This window comes from Paroceanicella profunda, assembly GCF_005887635.2.
In the GTDB taxonomy this organism is placed as follows: domain Bacteria; phylum Pseudomonadota; class Alphaproteobacteria; order Rhodobacterales; family Rhodobacteraceae; genus Paroceanicella; species Paroceanicella profunda.
This window is the reverse complement of record NZ_CP040819.1, coordinates 79,254-95,083: the sequence shown is the minus strand read 5'-3', so window position 1 is coordinate 95,083 and position 15,830 is coordinate 79,254. Positions and strand designations below refer to the sequence as shown.

The following is a 15,830-nucleotide window of genomic DNA, read 5'->3' as shown; positions in this document are numbered from 1 at the left end:
CGGCAGGCAGGCAAGCGGGCGGCGGCGCGGCGCCCCCGGAGGGGGCACGACGGACGGGGGCATCGAGCCCCCGACCGCCGTGTCGCCGCCCCGCGGCTCCGCACCGGGCTCAGCCCGAGCGCGGTGCGGTGGCCTCCGCTCCGCGGGACGCGACGGCAAAGGCCAGGCGGATCTCCTCCGGCCGGGCCAGGGCATTGGCGAGCACGAGCACCAGCCGGGCGTTGAGCGCGGCGCTCTCCTCCTCGGAGAGGCCCTCGTGCAGGGCGATGAGCTCGGCGTAGATCGCATCACCCTCGGCGCCGAGGTTGTAGCTGCGCGGGTCCATCATGCGACCTCCCTCCGGGCGGCGCAGGCGCGCGCGCCGTCCAGCGCGGCGGCGATGTCCGCTGCGCTCGCGCCGGGGCCGGCCGACCAGCTCGCGGCCACATGCTGGTCCGGGCGGATGAGGAACAGGCCGGGGCCGTAGCGGCGGGCCAGCGCGCCCTCGCACGGCAGCGACAGAACCTCCACCGGCGCATCCGCCGGGGCCGGCGCGCCGATGGCGAGCAGCCGGAAGCGCCCGCCGCCCAGCCGGGACAGCAGCCAGTCGCCGCCCGGAAGCGGCGCGTCCGGGCAGGGATCGCCGGGGCTGAGCGGCGCCTGGGCCGCGGCAGGACACTCGCCCAGCAAGCCGGCCAGCGAGGCGGGGCGCGACAGCCGGCCGGAGTTGATCATCGGGCGGGCGAAGGCGGTATCGTCCGCCAGCGCCAGCAGCCCGTCGCGGAAGCGCCGCTCCGCCAGGCTGCGCGGCGACATGAAGTTGGTCGAACGGGAGGAATTGGTGATGTTCTCGTCCGTGGCATAGATGCGCTCGGTGTTGTAGGTCTCCAGCAGCGCCGGGCCGGCCTCGCCGCGCAGCACGGCGGCGAGCTTCCAGCACAGGTTGTCCACGTCCTGCACACCGCCGTTGCCGCCGCGCGCGCCGAACGGGCTCACCACATGGGCGCTGTCCCCGGCGAAGATCACCCGCCCGTGCACGAAGCGCGCCAGCCGCGCGCAGCGGAAGGAGTAGACCGACACCCAGTCCAGCTCGAAGGGCCGCCCGCCCACCGCCTTCTCGATGCGGGGGATGACGTTCTCGGGCTTCTTCTCCTCCTCCGGGTCGGCGTCCCAGCCGAGCTGGAGGTCGATGCGGTAGATGTCGTCGGGCTGCTTGTGCAGCAGGGCCGTCTGGCCGGGGTGGAACTCCGGCTCGAACCAGAACCAGCGCTCGGAGGGGAAATCCGCCTTCATCTCCACGTCGGCGATGAGGAACCGCTCCTCGAAGGCCTCGCCCTCCAGCTCCAACCCCATCAGCGTGCGGACGGCGGAGCGCGACCCGTCGCAGGCCACCAGGTAGCGCGCGGCGAGGTCGTAGCTGCCGTCCGGCGTCTCGACGGTGGCGGTGACACCCTCCGCGCCCTGGGAAACGCCGGTCACCCGGCTCTTCCAGCGCAGGTCGATGAGGTCCGGGAACTCCAGCGCCCGCTCCACCAGATACTGCTCCACGTAGTATTGCTGGAGGTTGATGAAGGCCGGCATGCGGTGGCCGTCCTCGGGCAGCAGGTCGAAGGAATAGACCTCGCGGGGCCCGTGGAACAGCCGTCCCACCTGCCAGGTGACGCCCTTCTCCAGCATGCGCTGGCCGACGCCCAGCCGGTCGAAGATCTCCAAAGTGCGCTTGGCCCAGCAGATCGCGCGCGAGCCGACGGAGACCACGTTGCTGTCATCGACCACCACCGAGGCGATGCCCTGGGTGGCGAGGTCGATCGCGGCGGTGAGGCCCACCGGCCCGGCGCCGACCACGATGACCGGGGCGCCGCGGCCCGGCGCTCCGTCCAGCTCCGGCGCGCGGCGCGCCTCGAAGGGGGCATAGGTGTAGCGTGCCATTGTTTCCTCCCGAACCGGCGGCGGGCCGGGGGCCCTGCCGCCTTTGTCACGGTCCGGCGCCGGACCCTCTTTGCGGGGCCCGGCGCCGGATGCCTGCCGATCAGCCCTGCAGGGCGGCCCACATCTGCTGGTCGCGCTCGGCGGTCCAGACACGGGGCGTGTCGATGCCGCGGGCCTCGTCCCAGGCGCGGGCGATGTTGAAGGGGAAGCAGTGCTCGTAGATCGCGTAATCGCCGAACTTCGGGTCGCAGATCTCGCGCACCTTCGCCGCCGCCTCCTTCATCGTGCCGCCGCGGGCGGCGACGATCTCCACCGCGCGGTAGATGCTCTCCACGAAGTCGCGGGTGTTCTCGATCGCCTCGTTGACCATGGCCTCGCCCACCAGCGCGTCACCGCGCCCGGGCGCGATGGCGGCGGGGTTGAAGGCCTTGATGCGGTCCAGCGTGGCGCCCCAGTCCTTGAAATGGCCGTCGCCGCAGTAGCAGGCGGACTTGTATTCCACGATGTCGCCGGTGAACATCACGCCCGCATCCGGCACCCAGGCCACGATGTCGCCCGCGGTATGGGCGCGGCCGAGCTTCATCAGCTCCACCTTGCGCCCGCCGAGATAGACGGTCATCCGGTCGGAGAACGTGAGCGTGGGCCAGGTGAGGCCGGGGATGCTCTCATGCCCCTGGAACAGGCGCGGGAAGCGGCCGAACTCGCTGTCCCAGTCCTCCTGCCCGCGTTCGGCGACCATGGCGCGGCAGATATCCGAGCCGATGATCTCCGAGGCGCCGTAGGCCGAGGCGCCCAGCACCCGCACCGCGTGGTAATGCGAGAGGGTGACATACTTGATCGGCTTGTCGGTGACGGTGCGGATCTTCTCCACCACCAGGTTGGCGAGGCGCGGGGTGGCCTGCGCGTCCATGATCATCACGCTGTCGTCGCCGATGATCACGCCGGTGTTGGGGTCGCCCTCGGCGGTGAAGGCCCAGAGATCGGGGCCGATCTCGGTGAAGCTGACGGTTTTCTCGGCCAGGTCGCCCTGGGATGCGAAGGCTTTCGCCATTGTTTCCTCCTTACTGCGTTCCCCGCCGTCCTGCGGCGCCGGGGTGCACCGTCCCGCGCCGCGGGATTCGATGCATTTGCAATGAATTTGCGCCGCGATTTTGTAACTATCAAGCGCCGGAGCGCCTGGCCCCGACGTCGCGGTGCGTGCCCCGGGCGGCCGGGGGCTCAGTCTCCCTCGTCCTCCGCGGGCCGGATCGGGCCGGTGACGCCGTAGCGCCGCTCCAGCGCCTGCAGCCCGGAGAGCAGGTTGCCGAAGGGCGCGCGGCCCACGGCCTCCTCCAGCTCGGCCTCGTAGGCGCGGGCCATCGTCATCAGCTCCTCGAACACCCGCCAGCCCTCACGCGTGAGGGTCAGCACCTCGCAGCGCCCGTCGCTCTCATGCCCCTCCCGGTGTACCCAGCGGCGGCGCTCCATCGCGGAGACGGCGCGGCTCACCTTGGTCTTGTGCATGGTCGAGTCGTCGCAGATCTCCCGGGCGGTGACCGCGCCACGCGTGCCGATAACGGCGATGGCGCGCCATTCCGGCCGGTTCATGCCGTAGCGCGCCTTGTACTCGCGCGCGAAGCGCTGGCTGATCTCCTCCGAGATCCGGTTCAGCCGGTAGGGCAGGAAATCCTCCAGGTCGAAGAGACCCGGGGCTTCGGGGGCCGGCGCCGCGGCCCCCTGCACCAGCCTCAGCCCGGAGCGGCTCACGCGTCGCCCCAGGGCCCGGGCACGGCGGGCAGGATGCGCCCGGTGCATGCGCCGAAGCCGACGCGGAACCCCTCCCCCAGCGCCGCGCCGCGCAGGGTGAGGCGGTCGCCGTCCTCGATGAAGGAGCGGGTCTCACCGGTGTCCAGCGTGATCGGCTCCTTGCCGCCCCAGGAGAGCTCCAGAAGCGAGCCGAAGCTGCCCTTCTCCTCACCCGAGATGGTGCCGGAGCCGAGCAGGTCGCCCACCCGCATGCCGCAGCCGCCCACCGCGTGATGCGCGAGCTGCTGGGCGGCGGAGTAGTAGAGGTTGCGGTAGTTGGTGCGGCTGACGATGGTCTCGGCGGCCGCGCCCTCGGGCTGCAGGCCCACCTCCAGCGCGATGTCGTAGAGGCCCGGCAGGGTCTGGTCGAGATAGGGCAGCAGCGGCTTCTCGCGCGGCGGCACCGGCACCCGGAAGGGCTCCAGCGCGGCGCGGGTCACCACCCAGGGGCTGATCGAGGTGCCGAAGGCCTTGCCCTGGAAGGGGCCGAGGGGCGCGTATTCCCAGGCCTGGATGTCACGGCTGGACCAGTCGTTCAGCAGCACGTAGCCGAAGATCAGCTCCTCCGCCTCATCCACGGTGATGGGCTTTCCCATCGGCGTGGGCACGCCGACGATGGCGCCCATCTCCAGCTCGATGTCCATGCGCCGCGAGGGGCCGAAGCTCGGCACCTCCTCGTCCGGGCCCTTGCGCTGGCCGTTGGGGCGCAGGATGTCGGTGCCCGAGACCACCACGGAGGAGGCCCGGCCGTTGTAGCCGATGGGAATGTGCAGCCAGTTCGGCGGCAGGGCGTTCTCCGCCCCGCGGAACATGGTGCCCACGTTCATCGCATGGCGCTTGGAGGCGTAGAAATCCGTGTACTCGGCCACGCGGAACGGCAGGTGCATGCGCGCGATGGCAAGCGGCGAGAGCGCGTCGTCGACCGGCGTGGGCGCTCCTTCGGCGAAGAGCGCCTGAAGCTGGGCGCGCACAGCGGCCCAGGCGGCGGGGCCGCGCTCCATGAAGGGGTTCAGCTCGCCTGCGGCAAACACCGGGGCGCCGGCATCGATGCGCCCGTCCGCCTCCAGCACCGCGAGGTCGACGATGCGGTCTCCCAGCACGGTGGCGGCGCGCGGCGCGGTGCCCTCGGTGGAGAAGATGCCGAAGGGCAGGTTGTTCAGCGGGAAATCGGTGTCGGGGGTGTTCGCGCTCTCCACGCGGCTTTTCAGCAGGGTCATCGGATGGGGCTACTTCCTGTGGGTCTTGGTCAGGTGCCGGCCGCGCCGCGGGGGCTGCGGCCGGCAGGCCCCGGGGCAGGCCCGGGACGCGACGGGATCGGGGGGCGCGGGGGGTTACTTCACCCCCGGCGTGCCGTCGAACTTCTTCTCCAGCCCGGCCCAGCAGTCGATGTATTCCTCCTGCAGCGGCGCCTCGTGGGCGGCGAAGCGGGTGAGGTGCTGGGGAAAGCGCGTCTCGAACATGAAGGACATGGTGTTGGTGAGCTTCACCGGCTTCTGCTCCTCGTTCGAGGCCTTCTCGAACGCGTCCACGTCCGGCCCGTGCGGCAGCATCATGTTGTGCAGGCTCATGCCGCCGGGCACGAAGCCCTCGGGCTTGGCATCATAGATGCCGTAGATGTTGCCCATCAGCTCGGACATGATGTTCTTGTGGTACCAGGGAGGGCGGAAGGTGTTCTCCGCCGGCAGCCAGCGCTCGGGGAAGATCACGAAGTCGATGTTCGCGGTGCCCTCCACGCCCGAGGGGGCGGTGAGCACGGTGAAGATCGACGGGTCCGGATGGTCGAACAGGATGGCGCCCACCGGCGAGAAGGTGCGCAGGTCGTACTTGCAGGGCGCGTAGTTGCCGTGCCAGGCCACCACGTCCAGCGGGCTGTGGTCGATGGGCGTCTCGTGGAACTGGCCGCACCACTTGATGATCACCCTGCCCTCGCAGTCGCGGTCCTCGAAGGCGGCGACGGGGGTCTTGAAATCGCGCGGGTTGGCGAGGCAGTTGGCGCCGATGGGGCCGCGGCCGGGCATGTCGAACTTCATGCCGTAATTCTCGCACACGAAGCCGCGGGCGTGGCCGTCCGGCAGTTTCACGGCGAAGAGCATGCCACGGGGCATCACCGCGATCTCCAGCGGCTCCAGCTCGATGAGGCCGAGCTCGGTCTCGATGCGCAGGCGTCCCTCCTGGGGCACGATCAGCAGCTCCGAATCGGCGGAGTAGAACCACTCGTCCTCCATGTCGGCGGTGGCGAGGTAGATGTGCGCGGCCATCCCCACCTGGGTGTTCACGTCTCCCGCCGTGGTCATGGTGCGCATGCCGGAGACGAAGGTGAGCGGCTCGTCGGTCATCGGCACCGGGTTCCAGCGGTACTGGCCGAGGCTCTGGATGTGGTCCTCGATGCAGGGGCCGGACTTCCAGTAGGGCATCCCGATGCGCGAGAACCGGCCCACATGCTTCACCGAAGGCCGGATGCGGTAGCACCAGGTGCGCTCGTTCTGGCCGCGCGGCGCGGTGAAGGGCGTACCGGAAAGCTGCTCCGCATAGAGCCCGTATTCGCATTTCTGCGGCGAGTTGCGCCCCTGCGGCAGGGCGCCCGGCAGCGCCTCGGTCTCGAAATCATTGCCGAAACCGGGCATGTAGCCCTCCACGGTGCCGGAATGGGCCTTGGCACGGATGAGCGTTTCGGGATCAACTTGGCGGTTCATGAGGTCTCCCCTTTCCCCCGGGCCGGAAACCCGCGAGTCTGTGCCGCCGGCTGACTGCCGGCTTGCGTCCTTGTTGCGCTTTTCATATCATTGCAGATGAAATGAGTCAAATGAACAGCTTCGACCTCGACGAATTCCTGCCCTACCAGCTTGCGGTGCTCGCGAGCCGGATCAGCGCGGAATACGCTGAAATCTATGGGAAACGCTTCGGGTTGAGCCTGGCGGAATGGCGGATGCTGGCGCATCTGGCCACGGCGGAGAAGGTCTCCACCCGGGAGGTCTACAAGCGCGTGGATCTGGACAAGACCCAGGTGAGCCGGGCCGCCGCGCGGCTGGAGCTCACCGGGCTGATCGAGAAGGCCCGCAGTGCGACGGACCGGCGGCTGGTGGAAATGAGCCTCACCGAGAAGGGCCGCACGCTGATGCAGGAGATCACCCCGATCGCCCGGGCCTTCGAGGCGGAGGTGGTGGCGCGATTCGCGCCGGGCGACGGGGCGGAGTTCCGCCGGCTGGTGACGACGGCGCTCGCGGTCTCCTCCGGCGACGGCACCCGCTGATCCGCGCGGCGCCCGCCCCGGGGGCCGCCGGGTCTCCCCGCCTTCGCAACGCCGCGCGCCGGGGAAGCGCGAGGCCCCCGGCTCACTCCGCCTCGCGGCCCCGTGCCAGCAGCGTCGCGCCGCCCAGGGCCGCGGGCAGGGCCGAGAGCGCGAAGGCAAGCCCGTAGCTGCCGCTTGCCCGGATCACCGCGCTGATCACCAGCGGGCTGATCACGTAGCCGGCGAAGATCACGAAGGTGCCGGCCGAGGTGACCTCGGCCACCCGCCCGTCCGGCGCCGCGGCCGCGAGGCCGGAGAGGAACACCCCGTTCCACGACACCACCGCCAGCCCCGCCAGCCCGGACACCGCCATCACCACGCCCTGCGGCGTGTCCGCGCCGATGAGGCCCACCAGCACCATGGTCGCGGCGGAGGCCAGCGCCAGCCAGCCCAGCGTGCGGGTGGCCGAGCCGATGCGGTCCGCCAGCCAGCCCATGGCGATGCGCCCGCCGATGCCCACCCCCTGCAGCACGGCGAAGGCCAGCCCGGCGGTGGCCAGCGTGAAGCCGGCGGCGGCGGAGAGGAACACCGGATAATAGCTCAGCAGCACCCCCTGCGCCACGCCCAGCCCCAGCCCGGTCACCGTGATGGTGCGCAGGCGCGGGTCCGCCAGCAGCACCCGGAACAGGCGCAGCGGCGCGGCGAGGGCGCCCGCCAGCCCCTGCGGCGCGGCAGCCCGGCGCGGCGGGGCCTGCGGCACGCCGCGCAGGAACAGCGCCAACCCCAGCGCAGCCGCAAAGGCAACTGTCGCGGAGGTGGCCAGCGCCGCGCCCAGCCCGGCCTGCATCAGCATCACGGGCAGCAGCAGCCCCGCCGCCAGCCCGCCCAGCGGCACCCCGGCCTGTTTCACCGAGAACACCACCGAGCGGTGCGCCTTCGGCACCGCCGTCATCAGGATCTCGCTGCCCGCCGGCGCCGAGGGCCCGTAGCCCAGCCCGATCACCAGCGCGGCGAGCAGGAGCAGCGGCCAGCTCGCCACCATGGCCGCCAGCATCGCGGCACCCGCCACCACGCAGCCGCCCATCAGCAGGCGCATCGCCGGGGTGGCGGGGAAGGCCCCCACGCCCCAGAGGAAGAAGATCATGCTGCCCAGGCTGGTGGCGGCGGCCAGTTGCCCCACCGCCTCCGGCGCCATGCCCGCCGCCTGGGTGAGCGGCAGGCCCAGCAGCGGCAGCGAGCGGATCATCAGCGACAGCACCGCCTGCGCCAGGGTGACGGCCACGATCACCCCGATCCAGCGCGGGGCGGGCCCGGTCACATCACCCATTGGAACCCGTCCACCGTGATGTCCTGCCCGGTGATGAAACAGGGCTCGGAGAGGGCGAGGAAGGCGACGAGCTGGGCGATGTCCGCCGGCGTGCCGGTGCGCCCCAGCGCGATGCCGGCGGCAAGCTCGGCCTCGCGCGCGCGGATCATGTCATTGCCGAGCTCGGTCTTGATCACGCCCGGGCAGATGGCGTTCACCAGCACGGCGGGGCCCAGCTCCTTCGCCAGCGCCCGGGTCATGCCCAGGAGCCCCGCCTTCGCCGCGGCATAGGCGAACCTGCTCACCGCGGAGGTGACGCCCCCGGTATGCGCGTTCAGCGAGGACATGTTGAGGATGCGCCCCGCCCCGGCCGCCATCATCAGCGGGGCTGCGGCGTGGGAATAGTTGAACGCGCCCTTGAGGTTGATGGCGATGGTGCGGTCGAACTCCGCCTCGGTGATCTCCAGCAGCCCCCGCGCCATGGAGCGGCCGGCGTTGTTGAACAGGATGTCGAGCCGGCCCCATTCGGCATGAACCGCGCCCACCACCTCCGCGGCGCGGGCATGGTCCGCCACATCGGCCTCGAAGGTGAGCGCGCGGGCGCCGAGCCCCTCCACCTCCGCCGCGGTGCGGGCGAGATCCTCCGGAATGAGGTCGACCAGCGCCACGTCCACCCCGCGCCGGGCGAGCTCCAGCGCGCAGCCGCGCCCGATGCCGCGGCCTCCGCCGGTGACGATCGCGGTGCGCGGCGGGGTGGCGGACGCATGAGGCCCGGGGCTGGCGGCGGTCATGGCAGGGCTCTCCGGCTGGGGGTCGGGCTGGATTTCGGGGCGGGACCCGGCGGGCTCACCTCGCCGGCGAAATGACAGGCGGCGCGCTGGTCGCCCACGGCGCGCAGGGCCGGGTCCTCGGACAGGCAGCGCGCGGTGGTGTGCGGACAGCGGCCCTGGAAGCGGCAGCCCGTGGGCAGGCGGCTCGCGTCCGGTGGCTCGCCCTTGAGCCAGAACGTGTCCACCACCCGCGCACCGCCGATGCGCGGGATCGCGGCAAGCAGCGACTGGGTGTAGGGGTGCTTCGGCGCGGCGAAGATCTCCTGCGTCGGCCCGATCTCCACGATGCGGCCCAGGTACATCACCGCCACCCGGTGGCACATCATCCGCACCACCGACAGGTCGTGCGAGATGAACATGTAGGTGAGGTCGAACGCCTCCCGCAGGTCGCGGAACAGCGAGAGCACGGTCGCCTGCACCGAGACGTCGAGGCCGGAGGTGGGCTCGTCGAGAATCACCACCTTCGGGTTCAGCATCAGGATGCGGGCGAGCCCGACGCGGCGCTGCTGGCCGCCGGAGATCTCGTGCGGGTAGCGCTCGAGATGGGTGAGCGGCAGGCCCACGGCGGCGAGGATGTCGCGCACCTTCTCCCGCCGTTCCGCCGCGCCGAGGGCGGTGTGGATGATCAGCGGCTCCTCCAGCGAGCGGCCGATGCGCCAGCGCGGGTCGAGCGAGGCGCCGGGGTCCTGGTAGGCGTATTGCAGCCGGGCGCGGCGGTCCTTCGCGGCGCGGGGCGAGGCGCCGGCGATCTCCGCCCCCTCGAAGGTGATGCCGCCGCCGGTGGGGGGCTGGATGCCCATGATGGTCTTGCCCAGGGTGGACTTGCCGCAGCCGCTCTCGCCCACGAGGCCGAGGATCTCGCCGGGCATCAGCTCGAAGGAAATGCCGTCGAGCGCGCGGATGGCGCCCACCTGCCGGCCGAAGGCGCCGCGCACGGGGAAATGGCAGTGCAGGTCACGCACGCTGAGGATGGGCTCGGTCATGGGCGGGCTCCTGTCCGGGCGGGGGTGCGGGAGGTGGGCGCGCCGGCCGGTCCGCGGCGGGGTCCGGACGAGGCGATGACGCTCGGCACTGCGCCGGGCGGGCGGCGGGCGCCCGGCGCAGTGCCGGCACGGCGAGGGTGGGCGGCCTCGCCCGGCCGGCGCAGCTGCCCGGCCCGGCACGCGAGGCGCTGGCGGGATGGCCCGCTCACGGCGACTCCGGAACGCCGGAGCAGCGCAGCTCGCCCCATGCGCACCCGCGCCGTGCCCGGGGCAGATGGGCGGCGGACGGGCCGACGCAGGGCGCTCATGCCCCGGCCTCCGCGGGCACGGGCGCGGCCACGGGGTGGACGCAGCGCACGAGATGGCCGGCGCCCCGGGCCGCCTGCGGCGGCCTCGTGGCGCAGGCGGCACTGGCGCGTTCGCAGCGCGGGGCGAAGCGGCAGCCGGGCGGGGGGGCGAGGAAATCCGGCACCTCGCCGGGAATGCCGGTCATCGCGCCGCCGCCCTCCGCGTCCGGCAGGCTGGCGAGCAGCTTGTTGGTGTAGGGATGGGCCGGGGCGGTGAAGAACTCCGCCACCGGGGCGGCCTCCACGTCCTGCCCGGCATACATCACCGTGACCGCGTCGCAGATCTCCCAGGCCGAGCCGAGGTCATGGGTGGTGAGCATCACCGCCACGCCGCGCTCGCTCGCGAGGCGGCGCAGCAGGCCGAGGATCTGGGCCTGGATGGTGACATCGAGCGCCGTGGTGGGCTCGTCCGCGATGATGAGGTCGGGCTCGGGCAGCAGCGCCATGGCGATCATCAGCCGCTGGCGCTGGCCGCCGGAGACCTCGTGCGGGTACTTGCGCAGCAGCCGCTCGGGCTGGGGCAGCTGCACGGCCTCGAGCGTCTCGATCACCGCGGCGCGGTCGGCGGCGCGGCGGCTGCGGCCGTAGGGGGCGAGGAGCGCCGGCCATCGCCCACCCTCCCCCCGGCGGGGGGACTTCCACTTCATCAGATCGTCGATCTGCTCGCCGATGGTGAACACCGGGTTGAGGCTGGAGAACGGGTCCTGCGGGATGAAGGTGATGCGCCGGCCGCGGATGGCCGCCTGCGCGCCGTCGTCGGCCAGCATGTTCGTGCCGCGAAAGCCGATGGCGCCGCCGCGCAGCTCCAGCGCCGCGCGCGGCAGCACGCCGAGGATGGCGCGGGCGAGCGTGGTCTTGCCGCAGCCGCTCTCGCCGACGAGGCCCATGATCTCGCCCGGCCGCATGGTGAGGTTCACCCCGTCGAGGATATGGGCAAAGCCCGCCTCGCCGCGAAAGCCGAGGCTGAGGTCGGAGATGGTGAGCAGAGCGTCGGTCATCTGGTCCCCCGGCGGATCTTCGGGTCGAGGATGTCGCGCAGCCCGTCGCCCAGCAGGTTGAACCCCATCACCACGAGGAAGATGGCGAAGCCGGGCGCGGCGGCATACCACCAGGCCTCGGGCAGGAACTCGCGCGCCTCGGAGATGGTGCGGCCCCATTCCGGCGTGGGCGGCGGCGCGCCGAGGCCGAGGAAGCCGAGGGCGGCGGCGGTGAGGATGGTCGCCCCCATGCCGATGGAGGTGCGCACGATGATGGCCGAGGCGATGTTGGGCAGGATGTGCAGCACCATCACGCGGGCGTCGGAGGCGCCGAGCGCCTGGGCGGCCTCGATGAACACCTGGCCCTTCATCGCCCGGGTCTCGGCATAGACCAGCCGGGCCCAGAACGGCCAGTAGGTGGCCGAGAGCGCGAGGATCACGTTCTCCACCGAGGGCCCCAGCGTCTGGGCGATGGCGATGGCGAGCACGATCTGCGGCACGGCGAGGAAGATGTCGGAGGCGCGCATCAGGAGCCCGCCGGACCAGCCGCCGTAATAGCCCGCGATGAGCCCGATCGGCACGCCGATCGCCACCGACACCCCCACCGCAATCACCGCGATGGCGATGGTGATGCGCGCGCCGAACAGGATGCGCGAGAACAGGTCGCTCCCCATCCGGTCCGTGCCGAAGAGATGCTCCGCCGAGGGCGGCAGCAACCGCTCGGTGAGGTGGAACTCCGCCACGTCACCCGGGTAGGGCGAGAGCACGGGAGCCAGGATGGCGACCAGGATGAGCGCGAGGATCAGCCCCGCGCCGATGGCCGCCGCCCGGTCGGAGAGCAGGCGCTTCAGGCCGGTCATTTCAGCGTCCTCGGGTCGATGAAGGTGTGCAGAATGTCGACGATGAGGTTCACCACGATGAACACCACGCCGACGAGGATGGTGAAGCCCAGGATGGCCTTGTTGTCGGACTGCAGGATGGACTGCACCGCGTAGGTGCCCAGGCCCGGCCAGTCGAACACCGCCTCCACCACCACGGCGCCGGAGAACAGCACGCCGAAGATCAGCCCGATCTGGGTGACGGTGGAGATGAGCGCGTTGCGCAGCACGTATTTCCAGATGATCAGCCCGCGCGGCAGGCCCATCGCGGTCTCGTAGAGCACGAAGTTGGAGGTGATCACCTCCAGCACCCCGGCGCGGGTGAAGCGCAGGATGGTGGCGGCAGCAGGCAGGGCGAGGGTGACCGCGGGCAGGAGCAGGTGGAGGAGCGCGTCGCCCAGGCTCTCCATGTCCCATGTGAGCAGGGAATCCAGCACGAAGAAGCCGGTGATCTCGTCGGGCCCGAAGCCGGAGATGCGGCCGTTGAGCGGCGTGAGGCCCCAGCGGGTGGAGAACAGCATCTGCAGCTCCATCGCCAGCCAGAAGCTCGCGATGGCGAGGCCGGAGACGGAGAGCACGCGCAGCACCTGGTCGGTCATCGTGTTGCGCCGGATGGCGGAGACCACGCCCAGCGGAATGCCCAGCCCGATGGCGATGAGGGTGGCGGCGAAGGTGAGCTCCAGCGTGGCCGGCAGCCGGTGGGCGAGGTCGTCGGCGATGGGGCGCTGGGTGTAGAGGCTGCGGCCCATGTTGCCGGTGGCAAGGTCGCGCACGTAGATGCCGAGCCGAACGTAGAGCGGCTCGTCGAAGCCCAGCTCGGTGCGCAGCGCCTCCACCTGCTCGGTGGTCGCGTTCTCGCCGGCGATGATGCGGGCCGGGTCCGTCGGCACCACGTTGGCGATGAAGAACACCACCACGATGAGCCCGATGAGCGTGGGGATCAGCCACAGCAGGCGGGACAGGATGATCTCGATGCGGCGCATGGGCGGCTCTCCTCTGCCTGGGCCCGCGGCCGGGAAAGGCCGGCCGCGGGGATGGGGAGGGGGACGGGGATCACTCGGCCGGGTGGGCCCACCGCATGTCCTGGCCGTTGCCCACCGGGCTGAAGCGGATGCCCGCCACGCCGGAGGAATACGGCCCGTACCACTTGGTGTTGTAGATCCAGATGCCGGCGGCATCGTCATAGACGATCTTCGCGGCCTCCTCGTAGAGGGTCTGGCGCTCGGCCTGGTCGGTGGAGGCGAGGGCCTTCTCGATGCGCGCGTTCACCTCCGGGTTGTCATAGCCCGAGACGTTGCGGGTGGGGATGTAGCGGGCGCCGTAAAGCTCGCCGATCCAGTTGTTCGGGTCCGCGTAATAGGTGCTCTTCCAGTAGGGCACCATGTCGTACATCTGCTCGGGGTCCTGCATGCGCGAGTTCACCACCGGCCAGGGCGCGCTCTCGATCTCCGCCGTCACGCCGATCTTGGCGAGCGCGTTCTGCAGCAGCGAGGCGGCCTGCTCCGTCTCCGAGAAACCGGCCAGCGTGCCGATGTGGATGGTCCGGATCGGGCCCGGCACCTTGTCGAGATATTCCTTCGCCTTTTCCAGGTCGAAGGTGTAGCCCTCCACGTCCTTCGGCGCGCCCCACATGTTGTTGGGAATGATGGTGGGGTTGCGCGCCACCGAGTTCTGCAGGATGGAGCCGATGAAGCCGTCATAGTCGAAGGCGTATTCCATCGCCTTGCGGAAGTTGATGTCGTCGAGGGGCGGGCGGCGGTTGTTCATCGCGAAGTGGAACACGCGCATGGATTCCGCCTCGATGATCTGGACGTCCTCGTCCTCGCGCAGCCGCGCGATCTGGTCCGGGGCGAGATAGCCGTCCAGCCCGTCGTAATCGCCGCGCATCAGGCCCTGCACGCGGGTGTTCGTCTCCAGCACGGTGCGGAACTCGATCTCGTCGTAATAGCTGTCGCCCCAGCCGGCGAAATGGTCGGCGAAGCGCTCGCCGATGAAGCCCACCGCCGGGTCGTAGCGCTTGAGCATGTAGGAGCCGGAACCGGCCACGTGGTCGGTGAGCCAGGCCTGGCCCCAGTCCCCGTCCACCTCGTGCTCCTTCACCAGGTCCGCGTTCATCACGTAGAGGTCCGAGACGATGGAGCCGAAGATGGCCGAGGGGGTGTTCAGCGTGAACTCCACATGCGTGGGGTCCAGCGCCTTTGCCGCGCCCGGGTTCAGCACCGGCAGGAACAGGGTGCTCGCGCCGCGCTTGAGCGCCAGCATGCGCTCGATGGACCAGACCACGTCATCGGCGGTCATCAGGCTGCCGTCATGGAACTTGACGTCGTCGCGCAGGGTGAAGGTCCACACCAGCCCGTCGTCGGACACGGTGTGGGAGGTGGCGAGCCAGGGGATCAGCTTCGGCGGGTTGTCCACCCAGCGGTAGAGCCCGTCGTAGAAGTTGAGCCGGGTGGCCACGCGGGCCACGTCGCCCACCACATGCGGGTCGAGCGTGTCGTAGCCGGAGTTGTTGGCATGGACATAGCGCTCCGCGGCCATCATGCCGGCGGGGGCGGTGAAGGCCATGGCCGCGGCCAGGGCCAGAGACAGTCCTCTCATCGTGCAATACCTCTCGCTGTTGGGGAAGGGACCCCGGGTTGTCCCGGGTGTCATTGGCGCCGTTCGGGCCGGCGCGGCCCTCGTCTCGCTCAGGCGGCGTGCGCCTTCGCGTGCCTCACGATGTCGGCATGGGTGGCGAACCAGACGCCGCCCCTGGCGCGGATGTGCTCCACCAGCCGATCCAGGATCCAGATGCGCGAGCGATAGCCGGTGACATGCGGGTGCATGGTGAGCTGGAACAGCCCGCCCTCCTCCCAGGCCGCGTCGAACTCGCGCCGGAAGATGTCGAACACCGCCTCGGGCGGCGTGTAGGGCCGCAGGGCGGCGAAGCGGGCCATGTTGAAATAGACCGCGTCATCGCGGATCCACTCCACCGGCAGTTCCACAACGCCGGTGTTCTCGCCGGCGAGGTGCAGCTCGTAGCAGTCCACGTCCGCCATCAGCGAGCTGTCGTAGAGGAGGCCCATGTCGCGGGTGATGGCGAGGGTGGCGTCGGAGAAATCCCACGACGGCGTGCGGATGCCCACCGGCCGCGCGCCGGTGATCTTCTCCAGCATGTCCGCGGAGCGCATCTGCAGGTCGCGCTCCACCGGCTCCGGCAGCACGGAGTTGCGCTCATGGATCCAGCCGTGGATGCCCACCTCATGGCCCTCGGCCACGAAGGAACGCGCCTCGTCGGGGTAGAGCATCGCCACCACGGCGGGCACGTAGAAGCTCGCCGGGATGTCGTGGCGGCGCAGCAGCTCCATGATGCGCGGCACGCCCTGGCGGTTGCCGTACTGGCCCTGGCTGAGCCGGCCGATGGACTGGGCGCCGTCGCGCAGCTCGTTGGTCTCGTGGTCCACGTCGAAGGAGAGGGCGACGGCGCAGCGCGCGCCGCCCGGCCAGCTCTCGGGGCGCAGGGCGCGGCCGGCGCGCACGTGGTTCACCCGGCCGCGCCAGGTGTCCTCGCTCCAGTCCCAGGGGTTGGTCTCGGTGCTCATCTCGTG

The 15,830-nt window shown here is 71.0% G+C and carries 15 protein-coding genes; 1 reads left to right on the top strand and 14 read right to left on the bottom strand.

The genetic code is table 11. The features are described from left to right. Window positions 1-109: 109 nt before the first annotated feature. The 6 genes from FDP22_RS18460 to hmgA all read right to left on the bottom strand — a co-directional run bounded on the left by FDP22_RS18460 (window position 110) and on the right by hmgA (window position 6,386). A complete protein-coding gene (locus FDP22_RS18460) occupies window positions 110-328 on the bottom strand; it encodes a DUF2783 domain-containing protein (RefSeq protein WP_346728840.1) in 219 nt (72 codons plus the stop codon). Then, a complete protein-coding gene (locus FDP22_RS18455; RefSeq protein ID WP_138573850.1) occupies window positions 325-1,908 on the bottom strand; it encodes an FAD-dependent oxidoreductase in 1,584 nt (527 codons plus the stop codon). The genes FDP22_RS18460 and FDP22_RS18455 overlap by 4 nt, the downstream gene beginning before the upstream one ends. Before the next feature lie 100 nt (window positions 1,909-2,008). Then, window positions 2,009-2,959: an MBL fold metallo-hydrolase gene (locus FDP22_RS18450; RefSeq protein ID WP_138573852.1), complete on the bottom strand. Its 951-nt coding sequence runs from the start codon at window positions 2,957-2,959 to the stop codon at window positions 2,009-2,011. Window positions 2,960-3,126: 167 nt separating this feature from the next. Then, a complete protein-coding gene (locus FDP22_RS18445; RefSeq protein WP_430226016.1) occupies window positions 3,127-3,630 on the bottom strand; it encodes a MarR family winged helix-turn-helix transcriptional regulator in 504 nt (167 codons plus the stop codon). 20 nt (window positions 3,631-3,650) lie between these two features. After that, on the bottom strand, window positions 3,651-4,910 hold the full coding sequence (fahA, locus tag FDP22_RS18440; RefSeq protein WP_138573856.1) for a fumarylacetoacetase: 1,260 nt from the start codon (window positions 4,908-4,910) through the stop codon (window positions 3,651-3,653). 114 nt (window positions 4,911-5,024) lie between these two features. Continuing rightward, window positions 5,025-6,386 (bottom strand): homogentisate 1,2-dioxygenase, encoded by a 1,362-nt coding sequence (gene hmgA, locus FDP22_RS18435; protein ID WP_138573858.1) that lies wholly within the window; start codon window positions 6,384-6,386, stop codon window positions 5,025-5,027. Between the two features lie 110 nt (window positions 6,387-6,496). Here hmgA and FDP22_RS18430 point away from each other — a divergent pair, with 110 nt between their 5' ends. Then, entirely contained in the window at window positions 6,497-6,943 is a 447-nt protein-coding gene (locus tag FDP22_RS18430; protein WP_170317794.1) for a MarR family winged helix-turn-helix transcriptional regulator, read from the top strand. Window positions 6,944-7,025: 82 nt separating this feature from the next. Here FDP22_RS18430 and FDP22_RS18425 read toward each other — a convergent pair whose 3' ends face one another. The 8 genes from FDP22_RS18425 to FDP22_RS18390 all read right to left on the bottom strand — a co-directional run bounded on the left by FDP22_RS18425 (window position 7,026) and on the right by FDP22_RS18390 (window position 15,824). Then, complete coding sequence (locus FDP22_RS18425; RefSeq protein WP_138573862.1) at window positions 7,026-8,249, bottom strand: MFS transporter; 1,224 nt, start codon at window positions 8,247-8,249, stop codon at window positions 7,026-7,028. Beyond that, window positions 8,237-9,019 carry an SDR family NAD(P)-dependent oxidoreductase gene (locus FDP22_RS18420; protein WP_138573864.1) on the bottom strand — a complete coding sequence of 261 codons (783 nt, stop codon included), beginning with the start codon at window positions 9,017-9,019 and terminating at the stop codon, window positions 8,237-8,239. Before FDP22_RS18420 ends, FDP22_RS18425 begins: the two co-directional genes overlap by 13 nt. Continuing rightward, window positions 9,016-10,041, bottom strand: coding sequence for an ABC transporter ATP-binding protein (locus FDP22_RS18415; RefSeq protein ID WP_138573866.1), 1,026 nt, complete (start codon window positions 10,039-10,041; stop codon window positions 9,016-9,018). The genes FDP22_RS18420 and FDP22_RS18415 overlap by 4 nt, the downstream gene beginning before the upstream one ends. A gap of 304 nt (window positions 10,042-10,345) precedes the next feature. Further along, on the bottom strand, window positions 10,346-11,386 hold the full coding sequence (locus tag FDP22_RS18410; protein ID WP_138573868.1) for an ABC transporter ATP-binding protein: 1,041 nt from the start codon (window positions 11,384-11,386) through the stop codon (window positions 10,346-10,348). Then, window positions 11,383-12,225: an ABC transporter permease gene (locus FDP22_RS18405; protein ID WP_138573870.1), complete on the bottom strand. Its 843-nt coding sequence runs from the start codon at window positions 12,223-12,225 to the stop codon at window positions 11,383-11,385. Before FDP22_RS18405 ends, FDP22_RS18410 begins: the two co-directional genes overlap by 4 nt. Continuing rightward, window positions 12,222-13,226, bottom strand: a complete 1,005-nt coding sequence (locus FDP22_RS18400; RefSeq protein WP_138573872.1) for an ABC transporter permease — start codon at window positions 13,224-13,226, stop codon at window positions 12,222-12,224. Before FDP22_RS18400 ends, FDP22_RS18405 begins: the two co-directional genes overlap by 4 nt. Window positions 13,227-13,296: 70 nt before the next feature. Next, a complete protein-coding gene (locus FDP22_RS18395) occupies window positions 13,297-14,841 on the bottom strand; it encodes an ABC transporter substrate-binding protein (protein WP_170317793.1) in 1,545 nt (514 codons plus the stop codon). Window positions 14,842-14,930: 89 nt separating this feature from the next. After that, entirely contained in the window at window positions 14,931-15,824 is an 894-nt protein-coding gene (locus FDP22_RS18390; protein ID WP_138573876.1) for a polysaccharide deacetylase family protein, read from the bottom strand. Window positions 15,825-15,830: the final 6 nt, after the last annotated feature.